1 protein-coding gene is annotated in these 409 nt (G+C 65.0%); it reads right to left on the bottom strand.

What is annotated here, in order from left to right:
• Nucleotides 1-409, bottom strand: a 409-nt coding sequence (locus BKN05_RS11965) for an MFS transporter (protein ID WP_286688737.1), incomplete at both ends; no start/stop codon positions are given.

The following is a 409-nucleotide window of genomic DNA, read 5'->3' on the forward strand; positions in this document are numbered from 1 at the left end:
AGGCCACCGATGGTTGCTTGATTAGGGTTTTCAGCGCGTAGACGACCGGGAGTAGACCGGCGATGGACAGCGCAGCCGAAGGGTAGTCGAATTTTTGTGGGTTCGGGTCGCGTGATTCTGGCAGCAGGTACCACGCGGCGGGCAGGAATAGTGCCATGACCGGGGCGTTAATCAGGAATACTGAGCCCCACCAGAAGTGTTCCAGCAGCAGACCGCCGAGCACCGGGCCGAGCGCGCCACCGCCACCGAAGGCGGCTGCCCATACGGCGATGGCTAGGCGTCGTTCGTGCGCGTCGTCGAAGATGGTGCGGATTAGCCCCAGTGTCGACGGCATGAGGGTGGCCGCGGAGGCACCCAGGGCGGCGCGGGCGAGAATCAGTAGCTCCGGGTTGGGGGCGAATGCCGTGGC

The sequence above is a fragment of the Corynebacterium sp. S5S1 genome (genome assembly GCF_001913985.1).
Lineage (GTDB): Bacteria > Actinomycetota > Actinomycetes > Mycobacteriales > Mycobacteriaceae > Corynebacterium > Corynebacterium marquesiae.